This is a genomic window from Gluconacetobacter diazotrophicus PA1 5, from assembly GCF_000067045.1.
Lineage (GTDB): Bacteria > Pseudomonadota > Alphaproteobacteria > Acetobacterales > Acetobacteraceae > Gluconacetobacter > Gluconacetobacter diazotrophicus.
On record NC_010125.1, the window covers coordinates 1,794,052 to 1,819,187 of the forward strand.

Genomic DNA, 25,136 nt, shown 5'->3' on the forward strand with positions numbered 1-25,136 from the left:
GGGGGCCTCAGCCGCGCGTTACGGGCTGACGCCCGTGCTGCCGAAGCCGCCGGAGGATCGCGTGGTTTCGTCCAGCGTCTCGACTTCCTGCCATGCGGCGCGGACGACGGGGGCCAGCACGGCCTGGGCGATGCGCATGCCGCGTTCGATGGTCAGGGGCGCGTCACCGGTATTCAGCAGGATGATGCCGATTTCGCCGCGATAATCCTCGTCGATCGTGCCGGGCGAATTGGGCAGCGTGATCCCGTGCTTCAGCGCCAGGCCGGACCGGGGGCGAACCTGCAGTTCGTAGCCCGGGGGCAGGGCGATACACAGGCCGGTGGGCACCAGCACCCGCGCCCCCGCCACCACCACAATGGGTTCGGTCACCGCCGCCAGCAGGTCAATGCCCGCGGCGCCGGCGGTGGATAGCCGGCAGCGGCAGTCCGCGGCATGGCAGACACGATGGGCACGGTCATGGACACTCCGGTCGGGGGAAAAGAAGGCGGCGATCCGCCGGGCCAGCTGCCGGGCCACGGATTCCTTGTCCTGGCGCGGCCAGCGTTCGGCGCCATCGGCGGTGATGAGGGTGATCTCGTTTTCCGTCCCGCCCATGATGCCGGTTTCCGGCCGCACGTCGTTGGCGACGATCCAGTCGCAGCCCTTGTCCAGCCGCTTGGTGCCGGCATGCTGCTCGACATCGTCGGTTTCGGCGGCAAATCCCACCACCAGGGCCGGCCGCGCGGGGCCGGGCAGCGACAACTGCGCCAGGATATCGGGATTGGGCACCAGGGTCAGGACCGGCGGGGGCGCGCCGGGGGCCTTCTTCATCTTGTGACCGGAGGTCTGGGCGACGCGCCAGTCGGCCACGGCGGCGGTGCAGACGGCGATGTCGCAGGGCAGCGCGTCCTGGCAGGCATCCTGCATCTGGATCGCGGTTTCCACGGCGCGCAGTTCGACACCGGGCGGGGGCGGAATATCCACCGGGCCGCTGACCAGCGTCACGCGCGCGCCGTGCGCCGCCAGCGCCGCCGCGATTTCGTAACCCTGCCGGCCCGACGACCGGTTGGCCAGGTACCGCACCGGATCGATCGGCTCGTGCGTCGGCCCGGCGGTGACAAGCGCGTGCCGCCTGGCCAGAGACGGGCTTCGCACGCCGGCCGCGAAGTGGCCGAAGATCGCCTCGGCGATCCGCGCGGGTTCGGCCAGGCGGCCGGGCCCGGTCTCGTTGCAGGCCATCAGGCCGGTTTCGGGCCCGACGACCGCGACGCCGCGCGCGGTCAGGGTGGCCAGGTTGGCCTGGGTCGCGGGATGTTCCCACATGCGGACATTCATCGCGGGCGCGATCATGACCGGCTTGTCGGTCGCCAGCAGCACGGTGCTGGCCAAATCGTCGGCCTGGCCCGTGACCATGCGGGCCATGATGTCCGCCGTCGCCGGGCAGACCACCAGCAGGTCGCCCGAGCGGGACAGGACGATATGCCCCATCTCGCTCTCGTCGGTCAGCGAGAACAGGTCGCTGAACACCCGTTCCCCGGTCAGGGCCTGAAGGCTGAGCGGGGTGACGAACTGCGCGCCCGCCCGGGTCAGGACGGTGCGCACGCGCACGCCGTCCGCCGTCAGCAGCCGGATCAGTTCCAGGGTCTTGTACGCCGCGATCCCCCCGCAGACGATCAGCAGGACCGTGCGCCCCCCGGCGGGGTGAGGGGCGGCCGGCTGGGGGGCGGCCACGTTCAGATCCGCCAGCCGGAATGGATGGCGGCGATCCCGCCCGACAGGTTGCGGACCGACACGCGCTCCAGCCCCGCGGCGCGCATCATGCCGGCCAGCGTCTCCTGGTCGGGGAACATGCGGATGCTTTCGGCCAGGTACTGGTAGCTGTCGCGGTCGCCGGCGATGGCGGCCCCCATGCGCGGCAGGACCTTGAACGACCACGCGTCATAGATCGGCGACAGCGCCGCCACCTGCACGCGCGAGAATTCCAGGCACATGAACTTGCCGCCCGGGCGCAGCACGCGCCTGGCCTCGCGCAGCACGGCGTCCTTGTCGGTGCAGTTGCGCAGGCCGAAGGCGATCGACACCCGGTCGACCGAGCGGTCGGGCAGGGGAATCGCCTCGGCATCCATCACGGCGAATCGCAGGCTGGAGATCAGGCCGCGTTCCAGTGCCCGGCTGCGCCCCACGGCCAGCATGCTGGCATTGATGTCCGACAGGATCGCCTGCCCGCCGCCGGCGCGCAGCCACCCGAACGAGATGTCGCCCGTGCCGCCGGCCAGGTCCAGCAGCGTCAGGTCGGGGTGCGCGCCCAGCTCGGTCACGAAGATCTTCTTCCAGGCGCGATGGATGCCCAGCGACATCACGTCGTTCATGATGTCGTAGCGCGAGGCGACGCTGTCGAACACGGCGCGGACCATCGGCTTCTTGTCCGCCACGGGAACGTCGCGGAAGCCGAAATCGGTCGTCCCCGTTCCAGTGGCATCGGGGCCGGCGGGATGGGGCGCGAACGGAGAGGGGGTGGGATTGTCGGTCATGTCCCAGGGATATAACCTCAGATCCGCTCATGCCGGAACTCCCTGAAGTCGAAACAGTGATGCGCGGGATGCGATTGCATCTCGACGGGAAGACGATCGCGCGGGTCGCGGTGCGTCGCGCCGACCTGCGTTTCCCCTTTCCCGCGGACCTGGTGGCCCGGCTGGAGGGCGCCACGATCACCGGTTTCGCCCGACGGGCGAAATATATCCTGATCCGGCTGGATACGGGCGATACCCTGCTGCTGCACCTGGGCATGTCGGGGCGGGTCCTGCTGTCATTGCCCGGCGACGCCCCCGTGCCCGACCGGCACGAGCATTTCTTCTTCGAGACCACGGACGGGACGCGGTGCGGCCTGATCGACCCCAGGCGCTTCGGCGCGGTCGACCTGATGCCGACGGCGGAGGAGCGAGCACATCGGCTGCTGGCCCGACTCGGTCCCGAACCGCTGGGCAACCAGTTCTCGCAACACTGGCTGCAGGAAGTACTGGCCCGGCGGCGGACCTCCATCAAGGCGGCGCTGCTGGACCAGACGGTGGTGGCGGGCCTGGGCAATATCTATGTGTCCGAGGCGCTGTTCCGCGCCGGCATCCATCCGGCACGCCTGGCCTGCACCCTGGACGCGGCCGAGGACGCGCGCCTGGTCCAGGCGATCCGCGCCGTGCTGCGCGAAGCGATCGCAGCGGGCGGGTCCAGCCTGCGCGACTATGTCCAGCCGGATGGGGAACTGGGTTATTTCCAGCACGCGTGGCGTGTCTACGGCCGTGCGGGGCAGGGATGCCCGGATTGTCCCGGTCCCCCCGCATGCCATGGTGTGGAGCGGCTGGAACAGGCCGGACGCTCCAGCTTCTTCTGCCCCCTGTGCCAGCCCCCGCCGGGCAAGGTCTCGTGAGAATGGATGCTCCGCGAAGACTTGTCTTGACGGGGGACAAGGGCATGGACTAGATCGCCAGCCTGATCTGGATGTCCGCGCATATCAGGGGCGGACCTCGTAACCCGATTTGCTGAACTGAGAACGATGGCCAACACTGCTTCCGCGCGCAAGCGCATCCGTCAGAACGAGCGCCGCAATGCGCGCAACACGGCACGCGTCTCGCGCATGCGCACCTTCGTGAAGAAGGTCGAGGCGGCGATCGCGTCCGGCAACAAGGACGAAGCGACGGCGGCCCTGCGCGCGGCCCAGCCCGAGATGCAGCGTGCGTCGGGCAAGGGTGTCATCCACGCCAACACCGTGGCCCGCAAGATTTCCCGCCTGTCCGCCCGCATCAAGTCGATCGTCGCGGCGTAATCGCCTGGCAGATATCCGGTATTGCTTTCCATCGGAAAGCGACCGGGTAGAATAGATCAAAGGTCGGGCCTCGCGTTCAGGCGTGGGGTCCGGCTTTTGTTTTATAGGGCAAGTTTCGATCGCTGCTCTCCGAAACGACAGGAGGATTCCGCAACGCGGGTCACGCGATTTTCGCGATCCGGAGCGGTCAGTTTTCCATTGCTTCGGCCGAGTCTGTGACCTATTCTTGCCCCTCTTCATACTGCGACGATGGGTGGGTTTTCGTGACCGGGCCACTTTTGGCGTCGGGCATGCGGGAATCTGCGTTCATCGTGTCGGGTGACCCGGTGGGGTACGGGCAGCGCGGGACGGTCGGTATGGCGGGGGCGGAAAGCAGAGGGGCGGGCGATCCGGGCAACTGGACGAACATGCCCCCGAGGGGACCGGGAGTGGACATGACGGGCGAGTTAAGTGGATTTGATGCCGTCGCGGAAGCCCGATCGGCCCGGAATGTCCTGGATATCCTGCGACCCGCTCTCCTGCGCGACTGGGTGCGCACCCAGTATGGCGACCGGCTGAGCGCCCTGTGGAATGCCGAGCTTCCGGCGATCCGCCGCGTGGAACTGCAGGTCGGCCGTCCGGAAGGCGCGGCCGACGGTGCCGCCCCCGCGCTCGCCGACCCGCCGGTGGCCGCGACGCCGGCCACCGCCGCGATCGTGGGCGACGAGCGGGTGCCGGAAAACCGCAACGACCTCGCGGCGCCGCTCGACCCGCGCTTCACCTTCGATACGTTCGTGGTCGGCAAGCCGAACGAATTCGCCTATGCCTGCGCCCGCCGGGTGGCCGAACGGCCGTCCAGCCCCGGGTTCAACCCGCTGTTCCTGTATGGCGGCGTCGGGCTGGGCAAGACCCACCTGATGCATGCCATCGGGTCGGAGCTGGTGCGGGGCGGGGCGGTCTCGGTCGCCTACATGTCCGCCGAGAAATTCATGTACCGCTTCATTGCCGCCATCCGGTCGCAATCGACGATGGAGTTCAAGGAGCAGTTGCGGTCGGTCGACGTGCTGATGATCGACGACCTGCAGTTCCTGATCGGCAAGGACAACACACAGGAAGAATTCTTCCATACCTTCAACGCGCTGGTCGATGCCGGGCGGCAGATCGTGGTGTCGGCCGACAAGTCGCCGTCCGACCTGTCGGGGCTGGAGGACCGGCTGCGCACCCGTCTGGGCTGCGGCATGGTGGCGGACATCCATGCCACGACGTTCGAACTGCGGATCTCGATCCTGGAATCCAAGGCGGCGGCCTCGGGCGTCGCGGTGCCGGCCAAGGTGCTGGAATTCCTGGCGCACAAGATCACCTCGAACGTGCGCGAACTGGAAGGCGCGCTGAACCGGCTGATCGCCCATGCCAACCTGTTCGGCCGGCCGGTGACGCTGGAAGCGACGCAGGATGTGCTGCACGACATCCTCAAGGCCCATGACCGGCGGGTGACGATCGAGGAAATCCAGCGCAAGGTGTCCGAACACTGGAACATCCGCCTGACGGACATGTCCTCGGCCCGGCGTGCCCGCGCCGTGGCGCGCCCCCGGCAGGTGGCGATGTACCTGGCCAAGCAGTTGACCAGCCGCTCGCTGCCGGAAATCGGGCGCAAGTTCGGCAATCGCGACCATACGACCGTCATGCACGCCGTCGCCCGCGTGACCGAACTGATGGAACGCGACACCGCGTTCGCCGAGGACGTGGAACTGCTTCGCCGCATGCTGGAAAGCTGACGGGAAGCCGCCTCTTTCGGGGGCCTTTCCGCGGTTGCCGGGGGCTGCTACTGTCAGGGCATCAACCCTGATACGCGACTGCCGGACAACGATCCGGGTGATCCGTTGCCGGAACCCATTCCCCCGTCAGGCCGGCCGCAGCGGGTTGGCCTCGGGCAAGGAGAGTCTCTACCCATGAAGCTGAAGGCTGACCGCGCGACATTGCTGAAGGCGCTGGCCCACATCCAGAGCGTCGCCGAGAAGCGGAATACCATTCCGATCCTGGCCAATGTCCTGATCAATGTCGCGGATGGACGGCTGACGCTGACCGCCACCGACATGGAAATCGCGGTGGTCGAGGAAATCGGGGCCGAGACCAGCCGCAACGGCGCGGTGACCGCCCCGGCCGCCGTGCTGTACGAGATCGCGCGCAAGCTGCCCGACGGGGTCGCGATCGAACTGGACCATACCGGCGGCGACGCGCCGCTGGCATTGCGGGCCGGCCGCTACGCCACCAGCCTGAACGTGCTGGATGTCGATGACTTCCCTTCGATGATGGCCGGGACGCTGCCGTACCATTTCACGATGCCGGCCGCGGTGCTGCGCGGGCTGATCGACCGGACGCGCTTCGCCATCTCGACCGAGGAGACGCGCTATTACCTGAACGGCATCTACCTGCATGTCGCGGCAGGTGATGAAGGCAGCATGCTGCGCGCGGTGGCCACCGACGGGCACCGCCTGGCCCGTGTCGAGACCGAGGTCCCGCCGGGCGCCGAGGAGATGCCCGGTGTCATCGTGCCCCGCAAGACAGTCGCGGAACTGCGCAAGCTGCTGGACGAGGGGACCGAGGACGTGGCGGTGGGCCTGTCCGATACCCGCATCCAGTTCACGGTCGGCACCGTGACCCTGACCTCGAAGCTGATCGACGGGACGTTCCCGGAATATGATCGCGTCATCCCGCGCGGAAACGACAAGATCCTGCGCGTCGGCAAGCGTGATTTTTCCGATGCGGTCGCGCGTGTCGCCGCGATCAGCCAGGAGCGGTCGCGCCCCGTCAAGCTGTCGATCGGCCACAACCTGCTGACCCTGTCGGCGGTCAGCCCCGACCAGGGCACCGCGAAGGAAGAACTGGACGACAATTACGTCACCTACGATTCCACGCCGCTGGAAATCGGCTTCCAGGCCCGCTACCTGAACGACATCACGGACCAGATCGACAAGGATGTCGAATTCGCGTTTTCGGACAGTTCCGCGCCGACGATCGTCCGTGACGTGGCCAGCCCTTCGGCGTTGTACGTCCTGATGCCGATGCGGGTCTGACCAGGACCCGACCCGCTGCGTCTTCGATCCGCTGCATCATGGCGCGTCTCGACCGGCTGGCGCTGACGGATTTCAGGAACTACCGGCACCTGGCCTGGCGGCCCGAGGCGCCCGTCACCGTGGTGACGGGCGAAAACGGCAGCGGCAAGACCAATCTTCTGGAAGCCCTGTCGCTGCTGGTGCCCGGGCGCGGCCTGCGCGGCGCGCGCAGTGCCGAGATGGCCCGTCACGGCACCACGATCTGGGGCGTCGCGGCGCGCTTCACCGGGCCCGACGGCGCCCCCTTCGACATCGCCACCGGCAGCGATCCGGCGCGGCCGGAACGGCGGGTCTTCCGCCGTGACGGCGAAACCCTGCGCAGTCGCGCGGCCCTGGCCGATCACCTGTCCGCCGTCTGGCTGACCCCGCAGATGGACCGCCTGTTCCAGGACGGCCTGCCGGGCCGGCGGCGCTTCCTGGACCGTCTGGTCCTGGCGCTGGAACCCGGCCACGCGCGCGAACTGGCGGCGCATGACCAGGCCATGGGCCAGCGCAATCGCCTGCTGGCGGCGGGACGCGCCGATCCGGGCTGGCTGTCGGCGCTGGAGGATTCGATGGCGCGCCATGCCGTCGCGGCCTCGGCCGCGCGGCTGGCGCTGGTGACGCAGTTGAACGGCGAGGCGGCGCATACGGTGCCGGACGGCTTTCCCCCGGCGCGGCTCGATATCCTGTGCCCCATCGTCCAGCAATTGCGCGACCGGCCGGCACTGGCGGTGGAGGATTGGCTGCGCGGACGGCTTGCGGCCGGCCGGGCGTGCGATAGCGCGCGCGGCGGTGCAGGGATCGGGGCCCATCGGGCCGACATGGCGCTGTCGGACCAGGCCAGCGGCCGCCCGGCGGCACAGGCCAGCACCGGCCAGCAGAAGGCCCTGCTGCTGGGGGTGGTGCTGGCCCACGCGGCGCTGATGACGCGCAGCCGGGGCGAGGCACCGATGATCCTGCTCGACGAACCGCTGGTGCATCTGGACGAGGCGCGGCGGGCGGCCCTGTTTCGCAGCGTGGGCGCGTTCGACGCCACGGTCCTGATGACCGGAACCGATGCCGATCAGTTCGCCCCGCTGCGCGGCCGGGCGGGATTCGTCTCCCCCCGCAATGGCGCGCTGGACGGGAAGCCTGTATGATCGCGTCTTTCGACCACGATCCCAATCTGGAGCATCTGCCCGGTATGTCCGATCAATCCAATCCCGTTCAGAAAACCGATGCGGATATGCCAGACGCGGATATGCCCAATTCGGACGCGACCGGGACCCTGCCCGACGATTCGGACTACGACGCGGCGTCCATTTCGGTCCTGAAAGGGCTGGATGCGGTGCGCAAGCGCCCCGGCATGTATATCGGCGATACCGATGACGGTTCGGGCCTGCACCACATGGCGTTCGAGATCATCGACAACGCGGTGGACGAAGCCCAGGCCGGATTCGCCACAAGCTGCATCGTGACCCTGAACGGTGACGGCAGCGTCACGGTGCGCGACAACGGGCGCGGCATTCCCACCGACATGCATGCCGAGGAAGGCGTCAGCGCGGCCGAGGTCGTGCTGACCAAGCTGCATGCCGGCGGCAAGTTCAACCAGAATTCCTACAAGGTGTCGGGCGGCCTGCACGGCGTGGGCGCCGCGGTGGTCAACGCCCTGTCGGAATGGATGGAAGTCCGGATCTGGCGCAACGGGCAGGAGCATATGATCCGCTTCCGCCACGGCGAGCGCGACGCCCCCCTGACCGTGGTGGGGCCGAGCGACGAGCCGCGCGGCACGCAGGTGACGTTCAAGCCCAGCATCGGGACCTTCACCAGGGTGGAGTTCGAATTCGCGATCCTGGAACGCCGGATGCGGGAACTGGCGTTCCTGAATTCCGGCCTGCAGATCGTGCTGCGCGACGAGCGCCACACCCCGACGCGCGAGGAGAATTTTCACTTCCAGGGCGGGCTGGCGGCCTTCGTCGAATGGCTGGATCGCGGCAAGTCGTCGATCGTCGATCCGCCGATCACCGGCAGCCTGCAGAACGAGGACAACGGCATCAAGGTCGAATTCGCCCTGACCTGGAACGACAGCTTCCACGAGACGATGCTGTGCTTCACCAACAACATCCCGCAGCGGGACGGCGGGTCGCACCTGGCGGGCTTCCGCCAGGCGCTGACGCGCGTGGTGGGCAAATATGCCGAAAGCAACGCCAGCAAGAAGGACAGCCAGTCCCTGGTGGGCGAGGACATGCGCGAGGGCATGACCGCCGTGCTGTCGGTCAAGGTGCCCGACCCGAAATTCTCGTCCCAGACCAAGGACAAGCTCGTCTCGTCCGAGGTGCAGCCGGTGGTCCATGCGGCGGCGTCCGACATGATCGCCCATTGGTTCGAGACCCACCCCAAGGAAGCGCGCGCGATCGTCGCGAAGGTGATGGACGCCGCGGCGGCGCGCGAGGCCGCGCGGCGCGCGCGCGAACTGACCCGGCGCAAGGGCGTGCTGGACGTGTCCTCGCTGCCCGGCAAGCTGGCGGATTGCCAGGAACGCGACCCGGCGCGCTCGGAACTGTTCATCGTCGAGGGGGATTCGGCGGGTGGCACGGCCAAGCAGGGACGCGACCGGCGCTTCCAGGCCATCCTGCCGCTGAAGGGCAAGATCCTGAATGTCGAGCGCGCGCGCTTCGACCGCATGCTGGGCTCGGCCGAGGTCGGGACGCTGATCACGGCGCTGGGCACCGGCATCGGGCGCGGCGACGTCGACCAGGGCGGGTTTTCGATCGACAAGCTGCGCTATCACCGCGTCGTCATCATGACGGACGCCGACGTGGACGGATCGCATATCCGCACGCTGCTGCTGACGTTCTTCTTCCGCCAGATGCCCGAGCTGATCGAGCGCGGGCACCTGTATATCGCGCAGCCGCCGCTCTATCGCGCCAAGCGCGGCAATGACGAACGCTACCTGAAGGACGATGCGGCGCTGGAGCAGTATCTGCTGGACAAGGCGCTGGCCAATGCGTCCCTGCGCTATGGCGACGGGCGGGTGGTCGCGGGGGCGGACCTTGCGGCCGACATGGCGTTCCTGCGGGACGTGACCCGCGCGCTGCAGCGCCTGACGCTGCGCGCGCCGCTCTGGATCCTGGAACAGGCGGCCATCGCCGGCGCGCTGAATGCCGACACGGCGACGGTCCAGACCCGGGTGGCCGCCCTGCAGGCCCAACTGGACGAGGTCTCGCTGCCCAACGAGCGGGGATGGAAGGTCGTGGCCAGCGCCGACGGGCTGGAAATGGCCCGCAGCGTGCGTGGCGTGGGCGAGGTCTATCGCCTGGACCCCGCGACCCTGCGCAGTGCCGAGGTCCGGTGGCTGGTCGAACGCGCCGACCGGCTGGCCACGGATTTCGCCGGCAAGGTCGAACTGACGCTGGACAGCACGACCCGGGCGGCCGACGGCCCGGCATCGCTGTACGAGCGTATCCTGGCCCAGGGACGGCGCGGACTGTCGATCAATCGCTTCAAGGGCCTGGGCGAGATGAACGATGCCCAGTTGTGGGAAACCACGCTGGACCCTGCCATGCGCACGCTGTTGCAGGTCAAGGTGGGCGACGTGGAAAACGCCGCCCAGGTTTTCTCGACCCTGATGGGCGATGTCGTGGAACCGCGCCGCGACTTCATCGTCGGCAACGCGCTGAAGGTCGCCAACCTCGACGTGTAGGCGATCCCGGCGGCGCCATGACACCCCCGATATCTGAGCAGAGGAGGGCACCGATGCCCCTGTCGATGCGCAGGCTTGCTGATCTGTCCCGGAAACTTGTCGTTGGCTTGGCCGCTGGGAGCTTGGCCGTCGGGGTGGCGCCTCGGGCCATGGCGACCGAAACGCCGCCGCAGATCGACCATACCTATGGCGTCTATGCCGACGGTCTGCGGGCGCTGACCATCACCGCGCGCTATGCCATCACGCCGGACGGGTATGCCATCCGTTCGACCATGCGCAGCGCCGGCATCCTGGGCTGGGTGGTCCGCATGAACCTGACGTCACAGGCGACGGGGCATTTCGTCCCTGACGGCGTGAATCCGGTCAGCTTCGACAGTGCGGGCTATTCGCGGGGCGCGGACCGGCATGTGGTGCTGGATTACAATGACGGACGCGCGCATATCGCGCTCGAGACCCCGCCCGAGCCCAGCCGCGAGCCCATACCGGCCGAATCGCTGGCCCCGGCGAAGGATACGCTCAGCGCCCTGATCCAGATGCAGCGGGCGGTCCGGGCGCACCATAGCTGCGACGGCTCCGCCATCGTCTTCGACGGCGCCCGCCTGCTGCGGGTACAGGCCTGGACGGTGGGCCAGCAGGATATGCCCGACGATTCCCGCCAGCCCTATCACGGGTCGGCGCTGCGCTGCGACTTCACCGACGTGCAGATCGCCGGTTTCCGCCAGTCCGACGGCCCCGGATCGGCGGCCCGCAAGACGATCCAGGGCAAGGTCTGGTTTCAGGATGTGCCCGGCGACGGGCTGACGATCGTGCGCGTCCTGTTCGACCATCCGAAGTTCGGACGGCTGGCCATCGTCATGCAGGGATAAGCTGGCCGGCGATGTGGGGGATTTCGGTCATCGAATCGGCGCCGATCGTGGCGCCGGCTTCCATGTCCGGACGGCCGTAGCCCCACCGGGCGAAGACCGAGCGCACGTGGGCGCCCTTGGCCGCGAAGATGTCGTTGTGATGGTCGCCCACCATGATCGCGCGGTCGGCATGGCCATGGGCCAGCCCGATCGTGCCCAGCAGGTGGGCGGGGTCCGGCTTGCGGACCGGGAAGGAATCGCCGCCGCCGATGGCGTCGAACCATTCCGTCAGTCCCAGTTCACTGACGATGCGCCGCGCCGCCGCCACCGGCTTGTTGGTGCAGATGGCCAGGGTCCAGCCCGCGTCCCGCAGCGTCTTCAGGGCATATTCGGTGCCGGGGAACGGTCGCGACTGTTCGGTCGCGCGCGGCGTGTAGTCCGCCATGTAGCGGTCCACGGCCTGCTGCACGTCGATTCCCGCCGCAGGCGTGCCGGCGTGGGCCAGAAGGCGGCGCACCAGGGCCGCCACGCCGTCCCCCACCATGCCGCGAACCAGGTCGGGCGAAATCCCGGGCAGGCCATACCCGGTCAGCAGCCGGTCGGCGCTGGCCGCCAGGTCCGGCAGGCTGTCCAGCAGGGTGCCGTCCATGTCGAACACGGCGATGCGGGGCGTGGGGGTGGCGGGCATGACGTCTCCTGCAAGATGGCGGTCGGCGGGATGGGCGATGCGATCGATCGCAGTATTTCGTAAACCTAAGTGATGCTCATGCATTGCGCCAAGGTTTGACAGGTCCGATGCCCGCCCGCTACCCGCATGCCATGAATGCCACCGTCCCGTCCGCGGCGCCCGCTGACCTGCCCGCCCATCGTCCCGCCACCGCCGTCATCCTGGCGGCCGGGATGGGGACGCGCATGAAGTCCGATCGTCCGAAGGTGATGCACCCGCTGGCCGGGCAGCCGATGCTGCGCTACCTGCTGGACAATGCCGCCTCGGTCTTCGACCGGATCGTCGTCGTGGTCGGGCCGGGCATGGAGCAGGTCGCCGCCCTGGCCGCGCCGCACGCCGTCGTGGTGCAGCAGGACAGGCTGGGCACCGCCCACGCGGCGGCCCAGGCCGCGGACCTGTTCGGGACCGGCGATGTCGCGGTCCTGTATGGCGACAACCCGCTGATCACGGCGGACAGCATGCGCCGCATGCTGGCGTGCCGGGCGGGCGAGGGGAACAGCGAGGGGGCGGGCCTGGCCCTGATGGCCATGCGGCCGCGCGATCCCGGACGCTATGGCCGCGTGGTGACGCAGGACGGGCTGGTCCGGCGCATCGTCGAATGGGCTGACGCGTCGGACGAGGAGCGGGCGATCACCCTGTGCAATGCCGGCGTGCTGTGCGCGGGGGCGGAGGATTTCCGCCGCTGGCTGGGTGCCGTGCGCAACGATAACGCCCAGGGCGAGTATTATCTGGGCGACGTGGTGGCCATGGCGGTGGCCGAAGGACGGCAGGTCCGTGCCGTCGAAGCACCCGAGGACGAGTTGCGCGGCATCAATTCCCGTGCCGAACTGGCCGAGGCCGAAGCCTGCGTGCAGCGCCGGCTGCGCGCCGCGGCGCTGGATGGCGGGGCGACGCTGGTGGCGCCCGAAACGGTGTTCCTGGCCGCCGACACGGTGCTGGAACCCGACGTTCTGGTCCAGCCCCATGTCGTCTTCGGGCCGGGCGTGACGGTGCGGCGGGGGGCGGAAATCCGCGCCTTCAGTCATCTGGAAGGCTGCGTGGTCGGGCCGGGGGCGCTGATCGGCCCCTATGCGCGGCTGCGGCCGGGCAGCGATGTCGGGGCCGCCGCCCATGTCGGCAATTTCGTCGAACTGAAGGCCACGACCCTGGGGGCGGGGGCGAAGGCCAATCACCTGTCCTATCTGGGCGATGCGACGATCGGCCCGGCGACGAATATCGGCGCGGGCACGATCACGTGCAATTATGACGGGGTGTTCAAGCACCGGACGGACATCGGCGCGGGATGCTTCGTGGGATCGAACGCGATTCTGGTCGCCCCCGTCAGCATCGGCGACGGCGCGCTGGTTGCCGCCGGCAGCGTCATCACCCAGGACGTGCTGCCCGACGCCATGGCGCTGGGCCGGGCCCGGCAGACGAACAAGGACGGACGCGGGGCCAGCTTGCAGGCGGCGCTGCGCAGGAAGAAGGAACAGGGCTGATGTGCGGCATTGTCGGCGTCGTCGGGTGCAAGTGTGCGACCCCGGTCATCTTCGACGCCCTGCGGCGGCTGGAATATCGCGGCTATGATTCCGCCGGGATCGCGACCCTGGTCGACGGCCGGATCGAACGACGCCGCGCGGCGGGCAAGCTGGACAACCTGGCGGCGCTGCTGGAGCGCGAGCCGCTGGCCGGCGTGACCGGAATCGGCCACACCCGCTGGGCGACCCACGGCGCGCCGACCGAGAACAATGCCCACCCCCACGGCACCGAACGCGTCTCGGTGGTCCATAACGGCATCATCGAGAATTTCGAGGAATTGCGGCGCGAGCTGGAGCAGGCCGGTCACGTCTTCACGACCGAGACCGACAGCGAAACCGTCGCCCAGTTGGTCGATTTCCACCTGGCGCGGGGCCTGTCGCCGCGCGACGCGGCCTTCGCGGCGCTGCGCCGGCTGGAGGGCGCCTATGCGCTGGCGATGCTGTTCGCGGGTCATGACGGGCTGGTCATTGGCGCGCGGCACGGCGCGCCGCTGGTCGTGGGCTATGGCGAGCAGGAGATGTTCCTGGGATCGGACAGCCTGGCCCTGGCCCCGCTGACGCGGCGCATCGCCTACCTGGATGACGGGGACTGGGTGGTCGTGACGCGGGACGGCGCCGAATTCTTCGATGCCTCCGGCGAACGGGTGGAACGCGCCGTGCGCACCACCGCGCTGATCGCGGGTTCGGTCGGCAAGGACGGCTATCGCCACTACATGGAAAAGGAACTGCACGAACATCCGGTGGTGATCGGCCAGACCCTGCAGCGGCTGATCGACCCCGCCACGCGGCGGGTCGTGCTGCCCGACCTGCCGTTCGACCTGGCCAGCGTGCCGCGCGCCGTGGTCACGGCATGCGGGTCGGCCTTCTATGCCGGCATGATCGGCCGTTACTGGCTGGAAGGCATTGCCCGCCTGCCGGTCGATATCGATGTGGCCAGCGAGATGCGCTATCGCGATCCGCCGCTGACGCCGGGCGGGCTGGGCCTGCTGATCTCGCAATCCGGCGAGACGGCGGACACGCTGGCCGCCTTGCGCGGCATGCGTGCCCGCCAGCAGCACATCGTGTCGGTCCTGAATGTCGAGCAGAGCACGATAGCCCGCGAAAGCGACGTCGTGCTGGGTACGGTCGCCGGCCCCGAGATCTCGGTGGCCAGCACCAAGGCGTTCACCGCGCAATTGTCGGTCCTGGCCTGCCTGGCCATCGCGGCGGGCCGCCTGCGGGGCACGGTGTCGGCCGAGCGCGAGCAGGAGATGGTGGCGGCCCTGCTGGACCTGCCCAGCCGGGCGAGCGAGGTGTTCGACCAGGCCCCGGCGATCCGCGAGATGGCGGCGGTCGTGGCGAACGCGCGCGACGTGCTGTATCTGGGGCGCGGATCGTCCTTCCCCGTCGCGCTGGAAGGCGCGCTGAAGCTGAAGGAAGTGTCCTATATCCACGCCGAGGCCTATGCCGCCGGCGAGATGAAACACGGACCGATCTCGCTGATCGACCAGACGGTGCCGATCGTGGCCACCGTGCCGTCCGGCCCCCTGTTCGAGAAGACGGTGTCGAACCTGCAGGAAGCCCGCGCCCGTGGCGGCCGCCTGCTGGTCTTCACCGACACGAAGGGCGCCGAGCGCCTGCGGGGGCTGGCGGAAATCGTGGTCGCGATCCCGACGGTCGATGAATTCACGTCCCCCGTGCTGCAGACCATCCCGGTGCAGATGCTGGCGTACGAGGTTGCGCTGCTGAAGGGCACGGACGTGGACCAGCCCCGCAACCTGGCCAAGTCCGTCACCGTCGAATAACGCTCTGGAATAGCGGTCCCGGGGGCTTTTCCCGCATCCGCTGTTGTCATCCGCCGCGCGAGGAAACATCCTCCGCACGACCCGCGAGTGAGGACTCGATGGGGATGAGAGCAAGGTCGGCGCGCGACGCGCCGATGAACTTGCCACGGGAAGGAGCGACGACCATGGAACAGGCTGAATCCGGCGCGCGGTTGCGGGTTCTGGTGCGTGGGGCCGGGGTGGCCGGCCTGACCAGCGCCGTGACGCTGGCCGAGCGGGGGGCGGATGTCACCCTGCTGGAAGTCAGCGCGGAACTGGGCGCGGGGGCTGCGTCATGGATGGCCGGCGGCATGCTCGCCCCGTGGTGCGAGGCCGAATCCGCCCCGCCCGAGGTCACGCGCGATTCGCTGGAATCGGTCGATTGGTGGGCGTCGCATGTGCCCGGGGTCGTGCGCAACGGCACCCTGGTCCTGGCCCCGCCGCGTGACGAGGGCGACATCGCGCGGTTCGGCCGGCGGACCAGCCATTTCGACCTGGTGGACGCCGCCCGCATCGCCGAATTGGAGCCCGACCTGGACGGGCGATTCAACAAGGGCCTGTTCTTCCCCGCCGAGGGCCATGTCGATCCGCGCCTGGCCCTCGCCGCGCTGCGCGACCGGCTGGTCGCGCTGGGCGGCACGGTGCGGATGAACGCCCCGGCCGGGGACGTGCCCGCCGACCTTGCCGCCGGCGGGTTCGACCGGGTGGTGGACTGCACCGGCGTCGCGGCGCGACCCCACCTCAAGGGGCTGCGGGCCATGCGGGGGGAAATGCTGCTGCTGCGCTGCCCCGACGTGACGCTGCATCGTCCCGTGCGCATGCTTCATCCGCGCATTCCGGTTTACATTGTGCCGCGTGCCGACCATCTGTTCATGGTCGGGGCCACGATGGTGGAAAGCGAAAATGCCGGGGGCATGACCCTTCGCTCGATGGTGGAGCTGCTGACCGCCGCCTACGTGCTGCATCCCGCGTTCGGCGAGGCGGAGATCGTCGAAACCGGGGTGGGGTTGCGGCCGGCCTATCCCGACAACGTGCCCGCCGTCACCGTCCAGGGCCGGACGGTCTATGTGAACGGGATGTACCGGCACGGTTTCCTGCTGTCGCCGTCACGGGCGCGGCAGGCCGCGGATATCGTGTTCGGCACGGCCGAGGCCGCCGCCTGAACCAAAGGGTCAAGGAGGGAAGATGAGGATTCTGGTAAACGAGGAGCCGCGCGAGGTCTCCACCGCGACCCTGGCCGCCCTGCTCGACGAACTGGGATATGGCGGCGCCCGGGTGGCGACGGCGGTCAACGGTGATTTCGTGCCCGTTTCGCGCCGTGCCGCGCTGACGCTGGACGAGGGGGCGCGGGTCGAAATCCTGGCCCCCATGCAGGGGGGCTGAGCCCATGCTGTTTTATGGAACCGAACTGAAATCGCGCCTGATGCTGGGCACCGCGCAATATCCGTCGCCCGAGATCCTGTCCGACGCGGTGCGCGCCGCCGAGGCCGGTGTGGTGACGGTGTCGTTGCGCCGCGAGTCCGCGGGCCAGAGGGCCGGTCAGGCCTTCTGGTCGATGATCCGGGACCTGGGCGTGCCGGTGCTGCCCAATACGGCGGGCTGCCATACGGTCAAGGAAGCGGTGACCACCGCCCACATGGCCCGCGAGGTATTCGACACCGACTGGATCAAGCTGGAGGTCATCGGCGAGTCAGACACGCTGCAGCCCGACATGTTCGGGCTGGTCGAGGCCGCGCGCATCCTGTCCCGGGACGGGTTCAAGGTGTTTCCCTACATGACCGAGGACCTGGTGGGCGCCGAACGCCTGCTGCAGGCGGGATGCGAGGTCCTGATGCCCTGGGGCGCGCCCATCGGGTCGGGCAAGGGGCTGAACAACGTGTTCGGCCTGCGCGCGCTGCGGGCGCATTTCCCCGACGTGCCGCTGGTCGTCGATGCCGGGATCGGCCTGCCGTCGCACGCGGCGCAGGCGATGGAACTGGGCTATGACGCCGTGCTGATCAACACCGCCGTGGCCAAGGCCGGCGACCCGGTGCGCATGGCCCGCGCATTCCGCCTGGCGGTCGAGGCCGGGCTGATCGCGCGCGAGGCCGACCCGATTGAGGAACGTGACATGGCCGCACCCTCGACCCCGGTGCTGGGCCGGGCGATGCTGGCATGAGGGCTCTGGCATGAGGAAGCTGGTATGAGGAAGCTGGTATGAGCCTGGCGTCGCGTATCTATCCCGTTGTCGACCGGGCGGACTGGATCGACCGGCTGGGCGGGGCGGGGGCGCGCCTGATCCAGTTGCGCGTCAAGGATCTGCAGGGGGCGGCGCTGCTGGCGGAAATCCGCGCGGCGAAGGCCCATGCCGCGCGCCATGGCGTGACGCTGGTGTTGAACGATTATTGGCGCCTGGCCCTGGATGAGGGGATCGATTTCATTCACCTGGGCCAGGAAGACCTGGATACCGCCGATGTCGCCGCGATCCGCGCCGGCGGCATCCGCCTGGGGGTCAGCACGCATTCGACGGACGAACTGGACCGCGCCCTGTCGGTCGCGCCCGACTATGTCGCGCTGGGCCCCGTCTGGCCGACGAAGCTGAAGAAGATGCCGTGGGCACCCCAGGGGGTGGAACGGCTGGCGGAATGGAAGCGGCTGGTCGGTCCGGTGCCGCTGGTCGCCATCGGGGGAATCACGCTGGCGCGCGCGGCGTCGTGCATCGCGGCGGGGGCGGACTGCGTGTCCGCCGTATCCGATTTCACCGGCCAGCCGGACCCCGAGGCGCAGGTGCGCGCATGGCTGGCCGCGACCGGGGACATGACCTGAACCGGGTCGGATATGACTGATCCTCTTTCTGAGGATCATGTTTTACTGGTTTGTTATTGAAAGAAATAACAACCTGAACCGGTGAGGCCGCGTCGCCGCCACGGCCCTGTGTTTCAGCGCCGCAGCATAACGTGACCGGGCCGCGTCGTTGCCCGATTCCCGCCGGTATGCTTTTTCGGAACCGTCCGCGCGACACAGGCGCTAATCTTGCTACGCCTGATTCGGCGTGCGTGGATAGCCATCAGAAGGTCACACTCCCCACGACAGATCAGGTGCGGTGTGGACTGACAAGGAGACGATGACGGATGGCGGTGACGGGCCTGGCTGCGGTTCTTCTGGCGATTGCCGTGCTGCTGGTGATCGTCAGCGCCGTGCAGCCGATCGCCCGGCGCCTGGAACTGTCCGAAACGGTCCTGCTGGCGGTCGTCGGCATCCTGCTGGGCGGTTCCGCCGATCTGGTGCTGCGCAGTTCCTATACCGACCTGTTCAACGGCGCCGCCGAAACGCTGCTGGATTTCCCGCTGAACAGCGAAGCCTTCCTGCTGATCTTCCTGCCGGCCCTGGTATTCCAGGGGGCGCTGGCGATCGATGTCCGGCGCCTGGCGCACGAGACGGCGACGGTGCTGCTGCTGGCGGTGGTGGCGGTGGTCGTGTCCACCGCCACGATCGGGCTGGCGCTGTTTCCCTTCGCCAGCCTGCCGCTGTCGGTGTGCCTGCTGCTGGGGTCGATCGTGGCGACCACCGACCCGTCGGCGGTGGCCGGCATCTTTCGTGATATCGGGGCGACCAGCCGGCTGACGCGCCTGGTCGAGGGCGAGGCCCTGCTGAACGACGCGGCCGCGATTTCGATCTTCTCGATCCTGCTGACGGCGGTGACGTCGCATCACCCCATCGCGCCGGGTGCGGCGCTGATGGATTTCACCCTGGCATTCAGCGGCGCCCTGGTGATGGGCGTGCTGTTCGGACGGCTGACCCTGCTGCTGATCACCATGCTGGGCGCGGCACCGGCGGCTGAAATCACGCTGACGGTGGCGCTGCCCTATATCGTCTACATCGTCTGCGACGAATTCCTGGGGTTCTCGGGGGTGGTCGCCACGGCGACGGCGGGGCTGACCCTGTCGGTCTACGGGCCTTCGACCTTCCGGCCGCAGACATGGCGGTTCCTGAACGAACTGTGGCAGCAACTGGTGTTCTGGGCGGGTTCGCTGGTGTTCGTGCTGGCGTCGATGCTGGTGCCGCGCCTGCTGGTGGGCATGACGCGCTGGGACTGCGTGCTGATCCTGATCGCGACGGGCGCGGGCCTGCTGGCGCGCGGCGCCGTGGTGTTCGGCCTGCTGCCCGTGCTGGCGGCGACGCGCCTGTCGCCCCCGGTGCCGAACCCGTTCAAGGTGACGATGGTCTGGGGCGGCCTGCGCGGCGCGATCACCCTGGCGCTGGCCCTGGCGGTGACCGAAAACGAGCATGTCGCGACCCCGGTGGCGCATTTCATCGGCATCATCGCCACCGGCTTTGTCCTGATCACCCTGTTCGTCAACGGCACGACGCTGCGCTATCTGGTCGTGTTCCTGAAGCTGGACCAGCTTTCGCCCATCGACCAGGCCCTGCGCCACCAGGTGCTGGGCATCGGCCTGGGCGAGGTGCGCGACCGCACCCATGAAATGGCCGAGGAACTGGGGTTTTCCCGCGCCGTGGCCGGCAATGTCATGAGCATGCTGGACCGCCGCGTGGCGGAAGAGGAACAGGCCAACACCTTCGACACGGCGCTGGCCGACCGGCAGCGGGTGACGCTGGCGCTGATCGTGGTGGCGAACAAGGAACGGTCGATCCTGCTGGACCTGTTCCGCATCCAGGGCCTGTCGCGCCCGGTGATGGAAACGCTGCTGCGCTCGGCCGAGGCGATGGTGGACGGTGCCCGGCTGGAAGGGCGGTTCGGCTACGTGCGCGCGCTGCGGCGGCGCCTGCGTCCCTCGATGCGCTTCCGGCTGGCGCAGGTGATCCATCACCGCTTCCATTTCGACCAGCCCCTGATGTCCTGCATGACCGAGCGGTTCGAAATGCTGATGATCAGCTATTTCGTCTCGCTGTCGCTGATCCGCTTCATGCGCACGCGCATGGAAGCGACGCTGGGCAGCCGCATCAGCGAGATCGTGGGCGAGGTCCTGGAACGCCAGCGCAAATTGCTGAACGAGGCGCTGCAGACGCTGCGGCTGCATTATCATGGGTATTCCGAGGCCCTGGAGAGCCGGCTGCTGCAGCAGGTCGCTCTCCGGCTGGAGGGCGAGGAATACGACGCGCTGATGTCCGAATCCCTGATCAGCGAGGAACTGCACCGGGAACTGAGTCGCGACGTCGAACGCCGGCGCGGCCAGCTCGATTTCAAGCTGACCTTCAACATCAAGGCGGGGATCGAGGCCCGGCTGCGCAGCCTGCCGGTCTTCCATGGCCTGCCGGACGAGGCGCTGCACGCGCTCGCCCCGCAGATGTCGATCCATTTCACCTCGCCGGGCGAGCGGCTGTACCATCGCGGACGGAAGGTGCGGATCGTCTATTTCATCAGCGCCGGCGTGACCGAGACGCATTATGCCGAGCATGATGTCCGCTTCGGCGCGGGCGATGTCCTGGGCGCGGACGAAGCCCTGTCGGGCGAGCGGGTGCATGCGGTCAGCCGCTCGCTGCAATTCGGGCATTTCGACCATATGAGCGCGCGCCGCTTCCGCCGGCTGGTCGCGGAATATCCGGTCATCCAGCACAATCTGGCGGAACTGGCGCGGGCACGCGAAACGTCCGAACGATCCGAGGTCCAGCTTGTCCCGACCGATGGCGACAACACCGTGGCGCCTTCGGACGAGGCGATCGCCCTGGCGACGGCCTCGCTGTCCGACGCCCTGCCCGCGACGATGGGGCAGGACAGCCCGCCGTCCGGGGGCTGATCCCCGGTTTCACCTTCCCGGATTGTTTTGTTATCACGATGGAGTGGGTGAACGGCTATCGGTGATTTCAACCTGGAGGGTGCATGCTGACATTGCAGGTTAACGGCGCGGCGCATCAGGTGGATGTTCCCGATGACATGCCGCTGCTGTGGGTCCTGCGGGATGTCCTGGGCCTGCCGGGCACGAAATTCGGATGCGGCATCGGCGAATGCGGGGCCTGCACCGTGCATGTCGACGGCCGGCCGGTGCGGGCCTGTTCCCTGCCGGTTTCCCTGGTCGGCGCGCGGCCGGTCACGACGATCGAAGGCCTGTCCGACGACCCGCTGGCAACCGGCGTGCGGCAGGCATGGCTGGAGATCGACGTCGTGCAGTGCGGATATTGCCAGACCGGGCAGATCATGGCGGCGGTGGCGCTGCTGAAGGCCAACCCCCACCCCACCGACGAGGAGATCGAGCAGGCGATGGCCGGCAATATCTGTCGCTGCGGCACCTATCGCCGGATTCGCGCGGCTATCCGCAACGCCGCCGGGGCTGCGTGATGGGCCGCACGATGCTGTCGCGCCGCCAGGCCCTGGCGGGCACGGGCGGCCTGCTGCTGGCGGCCATGCTGCCGCGCGGGGCGGCCCGGGCCGCGACCCGGATCGTCGAGGACCAGACCGGCCCGTTCGCGCCCAACGCCTTCGTACGAATCGCACCCGATGGGGCCATCACGCTGATCCTGCCCAATGTCGAAATGGGGCAGGGGATCTATACCGGCGAGGCGATGCTGATCGCCGAGGAACTGGATATCGGGCTGGAACAGATCCAGATCGAGGCCGCCCCCCCGGACGACGCCTACGTGACCAGGGAACTGGGCACGCAGGCAACCGGCGGATCGACCTCGACGATCGCGACGTGGAAGAGCCTGCGAGAAGCCGGGGCGGTGGCGCGGACGCTTCTGGTCCAGGCGGCGGCGGCCCAGTGGTCGGTCGATCCCGCATCCTGCACCACCGGGGGCGGCATGGTCCGGCACGAGGCGACGGGGCGCAGCCTGGCCTATGGCGAACTCGCAACCGCCGCCGCCGCCCTGCCGGTGCCGGCCGCACCCGTGACGCTGCGAGATCCGTCTTCCTTTCGCCTGGTCGGGCGATCCCAGCACCGTCTGGACGCGCCGGCCAAGGTCGCGGGAACCGCGACGTTCGGCATCGACGTGCAGGTACCGGGCATGCGCATCGGCACCGTGGCGGCCTGCCCGGTCATGGGCGGCGTGCTGGCGCATGTGGATGACAGCGCGGCGCGGCAGGTCCCCGGCGTGCGGGACGTCCTGACGATCGGCAATGCGGTCTGCGTGGTCGGGAACCATTTCTGGGCAGCGCGCAAGGGGCTGGATGCCCTGGTGATCACATGGGACGAAGGCGTCAACGCGGCGGTTTCCACCGATACGATCTATCGCCAGTTGCACGAGGCGCTGGACGGTCCGGCCATTACCGCCCACGCCAAGGGCGACGCCAGGGCGGCGATCGCAGGTGCCACGACGCGGGTCGAGGCCGTGTACCAGCAGCCCCTGCTGGCCCACGCGCCGATGGAGCCGATCAACTGCACCGTGCAGGTCACGCCCGAACGCTGCGACATCTGGGTGGGTTCGCAGGTACCTATGCGCGCGCGCGACGCGGCGGCGGACATCACCGGGCTGGGCAAGGACCGGGTCCATGTCCACAACCAGTATATCGGCGGCGGCTTCGGCCGGCGGCTGGAACATGAATATGTCATCCAGGCGGTGCAGTTCGCCCGTCAGGTCGCCTATCCGCTCAAGATCGTCTGGACGCGCGAGGAAGACCTGACGCTGGACCGCTTTCGTCCGGCCTATGTCGATCGCCTGGTCGGCGGCCTGGACCGGAAGGGAAACCTGGTCGGACTGTCGCACCGGATCGTCGGCCCCGCCGTGGTCGCCCGCTGGGCGCCCGAGGCGCTGCTGCCCAACGGGGTGGACGACGACCTGCTGGCCGCGACGGTCGAGACCCCGTACGCCATTCCCGCGATGTTCCTGGATTACGCCCGGCGCGAGGCCCCGGGCGTGGTCACCGCGTGGTGGCGCGGGGTAGGGGGCACGCGGGGCGTCTTCGTGGTCGAAAGCTTCATCGACGAACTGGCGGCGCGTGCCGGGAAGGATGCGGTGGCGTTTCGCCGCCAGATGACCGGGGGCAATCCCCGCGCCCGGGCGGTACTGGACCTGGCCGCCGAAAAGGCGAGCTGGGGCGAGCCGCTGCCCAAGCATGTCGGCCGCGGGATTGCCCTGCAATACGTGTTCGGCTCCTACCTGGCCACGGTGATGGAGGTCGACATGTCCGACATGGACACGGTACGCGTCCTGCGCGCCGTGGTGGCCGTGGATTGCGGCCGGATGGTCAATCCCGACCAGGTCGTATCCCAGATCGAGGGCGGCCTGATCTTCGGCATCAGCGCCGCCCTGTTCAACGAGGTGACGCTGCGCGACGGCCGCGTGCAGGAGACGAATTTCCATTCCTACCGGGTCCTGCGCATGAACGAATCCCCCATGATCGAGGTGCATCTGGTGAACAGCACCGAGGACCCGGGCGGCATCGGCGAAACCGGCACGGCGGCGGCGGCGGCGGCGCTGGCCAACGCCATGGCCGCCGCCACCGGCCGGCGCTATCGCAGGCTGCCCCTGACGGGACCCCAGGCATGAGGGCGGTGCGTGCCGTCCTGGCGCTGGTGACGCTGGGCGTGGCCACGGGCGGCGTGGCCCAGGCCCAGGACCAGGCCCAAGTTCAGGCCCAGGATTCGGATCTGGTGCGGCGTGGCGCCTATCTGGAGCACGCGGCGGATTGCGAGGTCTGTCATACGAAACCGGGCGGCCGGCCCTTTGCGGGCGGGCGGGCCTTCGACCTTCCGGGGATCGGCACGATCTACGCCCCCAACATCACCCCGGACCGGGAAACCGGCATCGGCGCCTATACCGACGCGCAGTTCGATTCGGCGGTACGGGCCGGCGTCGCGCCGGGCTGGACGCATCTCTATCCCGTCATGCCCTACGCATCCTATGCGCGGATGACGGCGGACGACGTGCGTGCCATCCGGGCCTATCTGGCGACCCTGGCGCCGGTCCATGCGACGGCACGGGCCAACCGGGTGCGGTTCCCCTACAGTATCCGCCTGGCGATGGTGGCGTGGAACCTGCTGTATCGGCCCTCCAGCGCGATGACGGACGAACCGGGACGCTCGGCCGCGTGGAATCGTGGCCGCTATCTGGTCGAGGCCGCGGGCCATTGCGCCGAATGCCATTCGCCCCGCACCATGATGCAGGCGACATCCGGCGCCCGGTCCTATGCGGGCGCGCTTACTGCGGGGTGGGAGGCGTATAATATCTCCTCCGATCCCGACAGCGGGATCGGGGCATGGACCGACGCGCAACTGACGGCGTACCTGTCCACCGGCCATGCCGACGGGCGCGGCACGGCCGCCGGACCGATGGCCGAAGTGGTCGGCTACAGCCTGCGGTATCTGACCCCGCAGGATATCGCGTCCATGGTGACCTATCTGCGCAGCCTGCCGGCCCGGCAGTCGAACGAGACCGTCGCCGCCATACCGCCGCAGGCCCTGGCCCACGCCACCCCCACGCACAGCAATGGCGAGCGGCTGTTCGCCGGCGCCTGCGCCGGGTGTCACCTGACGGACGGGCAGGGGCGGCAGGTCGATGAAGCCGCATTGTGGGGCGCGCGCAGCCTGGGCGAGATCCAGGGGCGGAACCTGATCCAGACCATGGTCCAGGGATCGCGGCTGGATACCGCCCGGGGTGTGATGACGATGCCGGCCTTCGGCCCGGAATATCGCGATCAGGACCTGGCGGACCTGGCGAACTACACGATCGGTCACTTCGCCAACCGCGTCGGGCACGTCACGGCCCAGGATATCGCGGCAGTGCGGCAGCCGGGGGGCGCGCATTGAGAGGCTTTTGAAA

At 68.7% G+C, this 25,136-nt stretch carries 20 protein-coding genes and 1 pseudogene; 17 read left to right on the forward strand and 4 right to left on the reverse strand.

What is annotated here, in order from left to right; genetic code table 11:
• Nucleotides 1-18: 18 nt before the first annotated feature.
• The 3 genes and pseudogenes from dut to GDI_RS08400 all read right to left on the reverse strand — a co-directional run bounded on the left by dut (nucleotide 19) and on the right by GDI_RS08400 (nucleotide 2,510).
• Nucleotides 19-369 carry a dUTP diphosphatase gene (dut, locus tag GDI_RS20035; protein ID WP_408735213.1) on the reverse strand — a complete coding sequence of 117 codons (351 nt, stop codon included), beginning with the start codon at nucleotides 367-369 and terminating at the stop codon, nucleotides 19-21.
• Between the two features lie 108 nt (nucleotides 370-477).
• Nucleotides 478-1,710: pseudogene (coaBC, locus tag GDI_RS08395) on the reverse strand (bifunctional phosphopantothenoylcysteine decarboxylase/phosphopantothenate--cysteine ligase CoaBC); the annotation flags it as partial.
• A 2-nt stretch (nucleotides 1,711-1,712) separates the two neighbouring features.
• Nucleotides 1,713-2,510: a class I SAM-dependent methyltransferase gene (locus GDI_RS08400; RefSeq protein WP_012225279.1), complete on the reverse strand. Its 798-nt coding sequence runs from the start codon at nucleotides 2,508-2,510 to the stop codon at nucleotides 1,713-1,715.
• A 29-nt stretch (nucleotides 2,511-2,539) separates the two neighbouring features.
• On the opposite strand from GDI_RS08400, the gene mutM reads away from it, so the two are divergent.
• From mutM to GDI_RS08435, 7 genes are all read left to right on the forward strand, one after another.
• The gene (mutM, locus tag GDI_RS08405; protein WP_012225280.1) at nucleotides 2,540-3,400 is read left to right on the forward strand and encodes a bifunctional DNA-formamidopyrimidine glycosylase/DNA-(apurinic or apyrimidinic site) lyase; all 861 of its coding nucleotides are present in this window, start codon (nucleotides 2,540-2,542) and stop codon (nucleotides 3,398-3,400) included.
• Nucleotides 3,401-3,526: 126 nt separating this feature from the next.
• Nucleotides 3,527-3,796, forward strand: coding sequence for a 30S ribosomal protein S20 (gene rpsT / locus GDI_RS08410; RefSeq protein WP_012225281.1), 270 nt, complete (start codon nucleotides 3,527-3,529; stop codon nucleotides 3,794-3,796).
• Between the two features lie 434 nt (nucleotides 3,797-4,230).
• Nucleotides 4,231-5,550 carry a chromosomal replication initiator protein DnaA gene (dnaA, locus tag GDI_RS08415; protein WP_041249366.1) on the forward strand — a complete coding sequence of 440 codons (1,320 nt, stop codon included), beginning with the start codon at nucleotides 4,231-4,233 and terminating at the stop codon, nucleotides 5,548-5,550.
• Between the two features lie 174 nt (nucleotides 5,551-5,724).
• A complete protein-coding gene (gene dnaN, locus GDI_RS08420) occupies nucleotides 5,725-6,849 on the forward strand; it encodes a DNA polymerase III subunit beta (RefSeq protein ID WP_012225283.1) in 1,125 nt (374 codons plus the stop codon).
• 38 nt (nucleotides 6,850-6,887) lie between these two features.
• Nucleotides 6,888-8,009 (forward strand): DNA replication/repair protein RecF, encoded by a 1,122-nt coding sequence (gene recF / locus GDI_RS08425; protein WP_012225284.1) that lies wholly within the window; start codon nucleotides 6,888-6,890, stop codon nucleotides 8,007-8,009.
• A gap of 86 nt (nucleotides 8,010-8,095) precedes the next feature.
• Complete coding sequence (gene gyrB, locus GDI_RS08430; protein ID WP_012225285.1) at nucleotides 8,096-10,552, forward strand: DNA topoisomerase (ATP-hydrolyzing) subunit B; 2,457 nt, start codon at nucleotides 8,096-8,098, stop codon at nucleotides 10,550-10,552.
• Between the two features lie 149 nt (nucleotides 10,553-10,701).
• Nucleotides 10,702-11,418 carry a DUF3108 domain-containing protein gene (locus GDI_RS08435; RefSeq protein WP_231854277.1) on the forward strand — a complete coding sequence of 239 codons (717 nt, stop codon included), beginning with the start codon at nucleotides 10,702-10,704 and terminating at the stop codon, nucleotides 11,416-11,418.
• On the opposite strand, the gene GDI_RS08440 is transcribed toward GDI_RS08435, so the two are convergent.
• Nucleotides 11,405-12,085, reverse strand: coding sequence for an HAD-IA family hydrolase (locus GDI_RS08440; protein ID WP_012552921.1), 681 nt, complete (start codon nucleotides 12,083-12,085; stop codon nucleotides 11,405-11,407). The two genes, GDI_RS08435 and GDI_RS08440, sit on opposite strands and share 14 nt — an antisense overlap.
• Nucleotides 12,086-12,216: 131 nt before the next feature.
• On the opposite strand from GDI_RS08440, the gene glmU reads away from it, so the two are divergent.
• The 10 genes from glmU to GDI_RS08490 all read left to right on the forward strand — a co-directional run bounded on the left by glmU (nucleotide 12,217) and on the right by GDI_RS08490 (nucleotide 25,123).
• A complete protein-coding gene (gene glmU, locus GDI_RS08445; protein ID WP_012225288.1) occupies nucleotides 12,217-13,602 on the forward strand; it encodes a bifunctional UDP-N-acetylglucosamine diphosphorylase/glucosamine-1-phosphate N-acetyltransferase GlmU in 1,386 nt (461 codons plus the stop codon).
• The gene (gene glmS / locus GDI_RS08450; RefSeq protein WP_012225289.1) at nucleotides 13,602-15,425 is read left to right on the forward strand and encodes a glutamine--fructose-6-phosphate transaminase (isomerizing); all 1,824 of its coding nucleotides are present in this window, start codon (nucleotides 13,602-13,604) and stop codon (nucleotides 15,423-15,425) included. The genes glmU and glmS overlap by 1 nt, the downstream gene beginning before the upstream one ends.
• 164 nt (nucleotides 15,426-15,589) lie before the next feature.
• The gene (thiO, locus tag GDI_RS08455; protein ID WP_012552923.1) at nucleotides 15,590-16,606 is read left to right on the forward strand and encodes a glycine oxidase ThiO; all 1,017 of its coding nucleotides are present in this window, start codon (nucleotides 15,590-15,592) and stop codon (nucleotides 16,604-16,606) included.
• 22 nt (nucleotides 16,607-16,628) lie between these two features.
• Complete coding sequence (gene thiS / locus GDI_RS08460) at nucleotides 16,629-16,826, forward strand: sulfur carrier protein ThiS (protein WP_012225291.1); 198 nt, start codon at nucleotides 16,629-16,631, stop codon at nucleotides 16,824-16,826.
• A 4-nt stretch (nucleotides 16,827-16,830) separates the two neighbouring features.
• Nucleotides 16,831-17,601, forward strand: a complete 771-nt coding sequence (locus GDI_RS08465) for a thiazole synthase (protein ID WP_012225292.1) — start codon at nucleotides 16,831-16,833, stop codon at nucleotides 17,599-17,601.
• 38 nt (nucleotides 17,602-17,639) lie between these two features.
• Nucleotides 17,640-18,248 (forward strand): thiamine phosphate synthase, encoded by a 609-nt coding sequence (locus tag GDI_RS08470; RefSeq protein WP_012225293.1) that lies wholly within the window; start codon nucleotides 17,640-17,642, stop codon nucleotides 18,246-18,248.
• A gap of 305 nt (nucleotides 18,249-18,553) precedes the next feature.
• Entirely contained in the window at nucleotides 18,554-21,178 is a 2,625-nt protein-coding gene (locus tag GDI_RS08475) for a cation:proton antiporter domain-containing protein (RefSeq protein WP_012225295.1), read from the forward strand.
• An 83-nt stretch (nucleotides 21,179-21,261) separates the two neighbouring features.
• The gene (locus tag GDI_RS08480) at nucleotides 21,262-21,717 is read left to right on the forward strand and encodes a (2Fe-2S)-binding protein (RefSeq protein ID WP_012225304.1); all 456 of its coding nucleotides are present in this window, start codon (nucleotides 21,262-21,264) and stop codon (nucleotides 21,715-21,717) included.
• Nucleotides 21,717-23,864: a molybdopterin cofactor-binding domain-containing protein gene (locus GDI_RS08485; protein ID WP_012225306.1), complete on the forward strand. Its 2,148-nt coding sequence runs from the start codon at nucleotides 21,717-21,719 to the stop codon at nucleotides 23,862-23,864. Before GDI_RS08480 ends, GDI_RS08485 begins: the two co-directional genes overlap by 1 nt.
• Nucleotides 23,861-25,123, forward strand: coding sequence for a c-type cytochrome (locus GDI_RS08490; RefSeq protein WP_012225309.1), 1,263 nt, complete (start codon nucleotides 23,861-23,863; stop codon nucleotides 25,121-25,123). Before GDI_RS08485 ends, GDI_RS08490 begins: the two co-directional genes overlap by 4 nt.
• Nucleotides 25,124-25,136 lie beyond the last annotated feature (13 nt).

Excerpts from the sequence above, each read along its gene's own strand:
- GDI_RS08400 (WP_012225279.1), bottom strand. The coding sequence starts at position 2,510 with ATGACCGACAATCCCACCCCCTCTCCGTTCGCGCCCCATCCCGCCGGC.
- mutM (WP_012225280.1), top strand. The coding sequence starts at position 2,540 with ATGCCGGAACTCCCTGAAGTCGAAACAGTGATGCGCGGGATGCGATTG.
- rpsT (WP_012225281.1), top strand. The coding sequence starts at position 3,527 with ATGGCCAACACTGCTTCCGCGCGCAAGCGCATCCGTCAGAACGAGCGC.
- dnaA (WP_041249366.1), top strand. The coding sequence starts at position 4,231 with ATGACGGGCGAGTTAAGTGGATTTGATGCCGTCGCGGAAGCCCGATCG.
- dnaN (WP_012225283.1), top strand. The coding sequence starts at position 5,725 with ATGAAGCTGAAGGCTGACCGCGCGACATTGCTGAAGGCGCTGGCCCAC.
- recF (WP_012225284.1), top strand. The coding sequence starts at position 6,888 with ATGGCGCGTCTCGACCGGCTGGCGCTGACGGATTTCAGGAACTACCGG.
- gyrB (WP_012225285.1), top strand. The coding sequence starts at position 8,096 with ATGCCAGACGCGGATATGCCCAATTCGGACGCGACCGGGACCCTGCCC.
- GDI_RS08435 (WP_231854277.1), top strand. The coding sequence starts at position 10,702 with ATGGCGACCGAAACGCCGCCGCAGATCGACCATACCTATGGCGTCTAT.
- GDI_RS08440 (WP_012552921.1), bottom strand. The coding sequence starts at position 12,085 with ATGCCCGCCACCCCCACGCCCCGCATCGCCGTGTTCGACATGGACGGC.
- glmU (WP_012225288.1), top strand. The coding sequence starts at position 12,217 with ATGAATGCCACCGTCCCGTCCGCGGCGCCCGCTGACCTGCCCGCCCAT.
- glmS (WP_012225289.1), top strand. The coding sequence starts at position 13,602 with ATGTGCGGCATTGTCGGCGTCGTCGGGTGCAAGTGTGCGACCCCGGTC.
- thiO (WP_012552923.1), top strand. The coding sequence starts at position 15,590 with ATGGAACAGGCTGAATCCGGCGCGCGGTTGCGGGTTCTGGTGCGTGGG.
- thiS (WP_012225291.1), top strand. The coding sequence starts at position 16,629 with ATGAGGATTCTGGTAAACGAGGAGCCGCGCGAGGTCTCCACCGCGACC.
- GDI_RS08465 (WP_012225292.1), top strand. The coding sequence starts at position 16,831 with ATGCTGTTTTATGGAACCGAACTGAAATCGCGCCTGATGCTGGGCACC.
- GDI_RS08470 (WP_012225293.1), top strand. The coding sequence starts at position 17,640 with ATGAGCCTGGCGTCGCGTATCTATCCCGTTGTCGACCGGGCGGACTGG.
- GDI_RS08475 (WP_012225295.1), top strand. The coding sequence starts at position 18,554 with ATGGCGGTGACGGGCCTGGCTGCGGTTCTTCTGGCGATTGCCGTGCTG.
- GDI_RS08480 (WP_012225304.1), top strand. The coding sequence starts at position 21,262 with ATGCTGACATTGCAGGTTAACGGCGCGGCGCATCAGGTGGATGTTCCC.
- GDI_RS08485 (WP_012225306.1), top strand. The coding sequence starts at position 21,717 with ATGGGCCGCACGATGCTGTCGCGCCGCCAGGCCCTGGCGGGCACGGGC.
- GDI_RS08490 (WP_012225309.1), top strand. The coding sequence starts at position 23,861 with ATGAGGGCGGTGCGTGCCGTCCTGGCGCTGGTGACGCTGGGCGTGGCC.